Below are 5,518 nucleotides of genomic sequence, written 5' to 3'. Positions count from 1 at the left end.
CCGGTGCTCTACCAATTGAACTACGCCCCTAATTAGGGTGGCGGAACGGACGGGACTCGAACCCGCGACCCCCTGCGTGACAGGCAGGTATTCTAACCGACTGAACTACCGCTCCACCGAATTCTTTTACAACCACCGGTTTTATGACCGGCTAACTGCTTAATTTGATGCCTGGCAGTTCCCTACTCTCGCATGGGGAGACCCCACACTACCATCGGCGCTACGGCGTTTCACTTCTGAGTTCGGCATGGGGTCAGGTGGGACCACCGCGCTACGGCCGCCAGGCAAATTCTGTTTTATTAACCCGCTTGTCGCCGGTTAATTTAATCTGTATCAGGCTGAAAATCTTCTCTCATCCGCCAAAACATCTTCGGCGTTGTAAGGTTAAGCCTCACGGTTCATTAGTACCGGTTAGCTCAACGCATCGCTGCGCTTACACACCCGGCCTATCAACGTCGTCGTCTTCAACGTTCCTTCAGGACTCTCAGGGAGTCAGGGAGAACTCATCTCGGGGCAAGTTTCGTGCTTAGATGCTTTCAGCACTTATCTCTTCCGCATTTAGCTACCGGGCAGTGCCATTGGCATGACAACCCGAACACCAGTGATGCGTCCACTCCGGTCCTCTCGTACTAGGAGCAGCCCCCCTCAGTTCTCCAGCGCCCACGGCAGATAGGGACCGAACTGTCTCACGACGTTCTAAACCCAGCTCGCGTACCACTTTAAATGGCGAACAGCCATACCCTTGGGACCTACTTCAGCCCCAGGATGTGATGAGCCGACATCGAGGTGCCAAACACCGCCGTCGATATGAACTCTTGGGCGGTATCAGCCTGTTATCCCCGGAGTACCTTTTATCCGTTGAGCGATGGCCCTTCCATTCAGAACCACCGGATCACTATGACCTGCTTTCGCACCTGCTCGCGCCGTCACGCTCGCAGTCAAGCTGGCTTATGCCATTGCACTAACCTCCTGATGTCCGACCAGGATTAGCCAACCTTCGTGCTCCTCCGTTACTCTTTAGGAGGAGACCGCCCCAGTCAAACTACCCACCAGACACTGTCCGCAACCCCGATTAGGGGCCAACGTTAGAACATCAAACATTAAAGGGTGGTATTTCAAGGTCGGCTCCATGCAGACTGGCGTCCACACTTCAAAGCCTCCCACCTATCCTACACATCAAGGCTCAATGTTCAGTGTCAAGCTATAGTAAAGGTTCACGGGGTCTTTCCGTCTTGCCGCGGGTACACTGCATCTTCACAGCGAGTTCAATTTCACTGAGTCTCGGGTGGAGACAGCCTGGCCATCATTACGCCATTCGTGCAGGTCGGAACTTACCCGACAAGGAATTTCGCTACCTTAGGACCGTTATAGTTACGGCCGCCGTTTACCGGGGCTTCGATCAAGAGCTTCGCGTTACCGCTAACCCCATCAATTAACCTTCCGGCACCGGGCAGGCGTCACACCGTATACGTCCACTTTCGTGTTTGCACAGTGCTGTGTTTTTAATAAACAGTTGCAGCCAGCTGGTATCTTCGACTGATTTCAGCTCCACGAGCAAGTCGCTTCACCTACATATCAGCGTGCCTTCTCCCGAAGTTACGGCACCATTTTGCCTAGTTCCTTCACCCGAGTTCTCTCAAGCGCCTTGGTATTCTCTACCTGACCACCTGTGTCGGTTTGGGGTACGATTTGATGTTACCTGATGCTTAGAGGCTTTTCCTGGAAGCAGGGCATTTGTTGCTTCAGCACCGTAGTGCCTCGTCATCACGCCTCAGCCTTGATTTTCCGGATTTGCCTGGAAAACCAGCCTACACGCTTAAACCGGGACAACCGTCGCCCGGCCAACATAGCCTTCTCCGTCCCCCCTTCGCAGTAACACCAAGTACAGGAATATTAACCTGTTTCCCATCGACTACGCCTTTCGGCCTCGCCTTAGGGGTCGACTCACCCTGCCCCGATTAACGTTGGACAGGAACCCTTGGTCTTCCGGCGAGCGGGCTTTTCACCCGCTTTATCGTTACTTATGTCAGCATTCGCACTTCTGATACCTCCAGCATGCCTCACAGCACACCTTCGCAGGCTTACAGAACGCTCCCCTACCCAACAACGCATAAGCGTCGCTGCCGCAGCTTCGGTGCATGGTTTAGCCCCGTTACATCTTCCGCGCAGGCCGACTCGACCAGTGAGCTATTACGCTTTCTTTAAATGATGGCTGCTTCTAAGCCAACATCCTGGCTGTCTGGGCCTTCCCACATCGTTTCCCACTTAACCATGACTTTGGGACCTTAGCTGGCGGTCTGGGTTGTTTCCCTCTTCACGACGGACGTTAGCACCCGCCGTGTGTCTCCCGTGATAACATTCTCCGGTATTCGCAGTTTGCATCGGGTTGGTAAGTCGGGATGACCCCCTTGCCGAAACAGTGCTCTACCCCCGGAGATGAATTCACGAGGCGCTACCTAAATAGCTTTCGGGGAGAACCAGCTATCTCCCGGTTTGATTGGCCTTTCACCCCCAGCCACAAGTCATCCGCTAATTTTTCAACATTAGTCGGTTCGGTCCTCCAGTTAGTGTTACCCAACCTTCAACCTGCCCATGGCTAGATCACCGGGTTTCGGGTCTATACCCTGCAACTTAACGCCCAGTTAAGACTCGGTTTCCCTTCGGCTCCCCTATTCGGTTAACCTTGCTACAGAATATAAGTCGCTGACCCATTATACAAAAGGTACGCAGTCACCCCATAAAGAGGCTCCCACTGCTTGTACGTACACGGTTTCAGGTTCTTTTTCACTCCCCTCGCCGGGGTTCTTTTCGCCTTTCCCTCACGGTACTGGTTCACTATCGGTCAGTCAGGAGTATTTAGCCTTGGAGGATGGTCCCCCCATATTCAGACAGGATACCACGTGTCCCGCCCTACTCATCGAGCTCACAGCATGTGCATTTTTGTGTACGGGGCTGTCACCCTGTATCGCGCGCCTTTCCAGACGCTTCCACTAACACACACACTGATTCAGGCTCTGGGCTGCTCCCCGTTCGCTCGCCGCTACTGGGGGAATCTCGGTTGATTTCTTTTCCTCGGGGTACTTAGATGTTTCAGTTCCCCCGGTTCGCCTCATTAACCTATGGATTCAGTTAATGATAGTGTGACGAATCACACTGGGTTTCCCCATTCGGAAATCGCCGGTTATAACGGTTCATATCACCTTACCGACGCTTATCGCAGATTAGCACGTCCTTCATCGCCTCTGACTGCCAGGGCATCCACCGTGTACGCTTAGTCGCTTAACCTCACAACCCGAAGATGTTTCTTTCGATTCATCATCGTGTTGCGAAAATTTGAGAGACTCACGAACAACTTTCGTTGTTCAGTGTTTCAATTTTCAGCTTGATCCAGATTTTTAAAGAGCAAATATCTCAAACATCACCCGAAGATGAGTTTTGAGATATTAAGGCAGGTGACTTTCACTCACAAACCAGCAAGTGGCGTCCCCTAGGGGATTCGAACCCCTGTTACCGCCGTGAAAGGGCGGTGTCCTGGGCCTCTAGACGAAGGGGACGTATCAGTCTGCTTCGCAAGACGCCTTGCTTTTCACTTTCTATCAGACAATCTGTGTGAGCACTGCAAAGCACAGTTCTTTAAGGTAAGGAGGTGATCCAACCGCAGGTTCCCCTACGGTTACCTTGTTACGACTTCACCCCAGTCATGAATCACAAAGTGGTAAGCGCCCTCCCGAAGGTTAAGCTACCTACTTCTTTTGCAACCCACTCCCATGGTGTGACGGGCGGTGTGTACAAGGCCCGGGAACGTATTCACCGTGGCATTCTGATCCACGATTACTAGCGATTCCGACTTCATGGAGTCGAGTTGCAGACTCCAATCCGGACTACGACGCACTTTATGAGGTCCGCTTGCTCTCGCGAGGTCGCTTCTCTTTGTATGCGCCATTGTAGCACGTGTGTAGCCCTGGTCGTAAGGGCCATGATGACTTGACGTCATCCCCACCTTCCTCCAGTTTATCACTGGCAGTCTCCTTTGAGTTCCCGGCCGGACCGCTGGCAACAAAGGATAAGGGTTGCGCTCGTTGCGGGACTTAACCCAACATTTCACAACACGAGCTGACGACAGCCATGCAGCACCTGTCTCACAGTTCCCGAAGGCACAATCTCATCTCTGGAAAGTTCCGTGGATGTCAAGACCAGGTAAGGTTCTTCGCGTTGCATCGAATTAAACCACATGCTCCACCGCTTGTGCGGGCCCCCGTCAATTCATTTGAGTTTTAACCTTGCGGCCGTACTCCCCAGGCGGTCGACTTAACGCGTTAGCTCCGGAAGCCACGCCTCAAGGGCACAACCTCCAAGTCGACATCGTTTACGGCGTGGACTACCAGGGTATCTAATCCTGTTTGCTCCCCACGCTTTCGCACCTGAGCGTCAGTCTTCGTCCAGGGGGCCGCCTTCGCCACCGGTATTCCTCCAGATCTCTACGCATTTCACCGCTACACCTGGAATTCTACCCCCCTCTACGAGACTCAAGCTTGCCAGTATCAGATGCAGTTCCCAGGTTGAGCCCGGGGATTTCACATCTGACTTAACAAACCGCCTGCGTGCGCTTTACGCCCAGTAATTCCGATTAACGCTTGCACCCTCCGTATTACCGCGGCTGCTGGCACGGAGTTAGCCGGTGCTTCTTCTGCGGGTAACGTCAATGAGCAAAGGTATTAACTTTACTCCCTTCCTCCCCGCTGAAAGTACTTTACAACCCGAAGGCCTTCTTCATACACGCGGCATGGCTGCATCAGGCTTGCGCCCATTGTGCAATATTCCCCACTGCTGCCTCCCGTAGGAGTCTGGACCGTGTCTCAGTTCCAGTGTGGCTGGTCATCCTCTCAGACCAGCTAGGGATCGTCGCCTAGGTGAGCCGTTACCCCACCTACTAGCTAATCCCATCTGGGCACATCCGATGGCAAGAGGCCCGAAGGTCCCCCTCTTTGGTCTTGCGACGTTATGCGGTATTAGCTACCGTTTCCAGTAGTTATCCCCCTCCATCAGGCAGTTTCCCAGACATTACTCACCCGTCCGCCACTCGTCAGCAAAGAAGCAAGCTTCTTCCTGTTACCGTTCGACTTGCATGTGTTAGGCCTGCCGCCAGCGTTCAATCTGAGCCATGATCAAACTCTTCAATTTAAAAGTTTGATGCTCAAAGAATTAAACTTCGTAATGAATTACGTGTTCACTCTTGAGACTTGGTATTCATTTTCGTCTTGCGACGTTAAGAATCCGTATCTTCGAGTACCCACACAGATTGTCTGATAAATTGTTAAAGAGCAGTGCGACGCGGCTTTCGCTCACTGTCGCGAGGTGGCGTATATTACGCTTTCCTCTTTCAGAGTCAACCCGTTATTTCAGGATTTTTTCTCTTCAACCGACCCGGTTGTTTGTGAAGTGATTCACATCTGCCGTGTCAGTGGTGGCGCATTATAGGGAGCTGCCGGGATATAGCAACCCTTAAAATACAAAAAAC

2 tRNA genes and 3 rRNA genes are annotated in these 5,518 nt (G+C 52.6%); all 5 read right to left on the bottom strand.

Features of this window, described 5'->3' with window-relative positions:
- Window positions 1–38: 38 nt before the first annotated feature.
- A tRNA-Asp gene (locus ACWIGM_RS31115) sits at window positions 39–115 on the bottom strand.
- A 54-nt stretch (window positions 116–169) separates the two neighbouring features.
- A 5S ribosomal RNA gene (gene rrf / locus ACWIGM_RS31110) occupies window positions 170–285 on the bottom strand.
- Between the two features lie 95 nt (window positions 286–380).
- Window positions 381–3,285: ribosomal RNA gene (locus ACWIGM_RS31105) — 23S ribosomal RNA — on the bottom strand.
- 193 nt (window positions 3,286–3,478) lie between these two features.
- Window positions 3,479–3,554: transfer RNA gene (locus ACWIGM_RS31100), tRNA-Glu, on the bottom strand.
- A gap of 85 nt (window positions 3,555–3,639) precedes the next feature.
- Window positions 3,640–5,181, bottom strand: a 16S ribosomal RNA gene (locus tag ACWIGM_RS31095).
- The 16S, 23S and 5S rRNA genes sit together here with 2 tRNA genes alongside, the layout of an rRNA operon.
- Between the last annotated feature and the right edge of the window lie 337 nt (window positions 5,182–5,518).

The sequence above is a fragment of the Allobosea sp. NPDC055332 genome (assembly GCF_053645455.1).
Note: the sequence above shows the minus strand (reverse complement) of the source record. Positions and strands in the feature narration are given on the sequence as shown.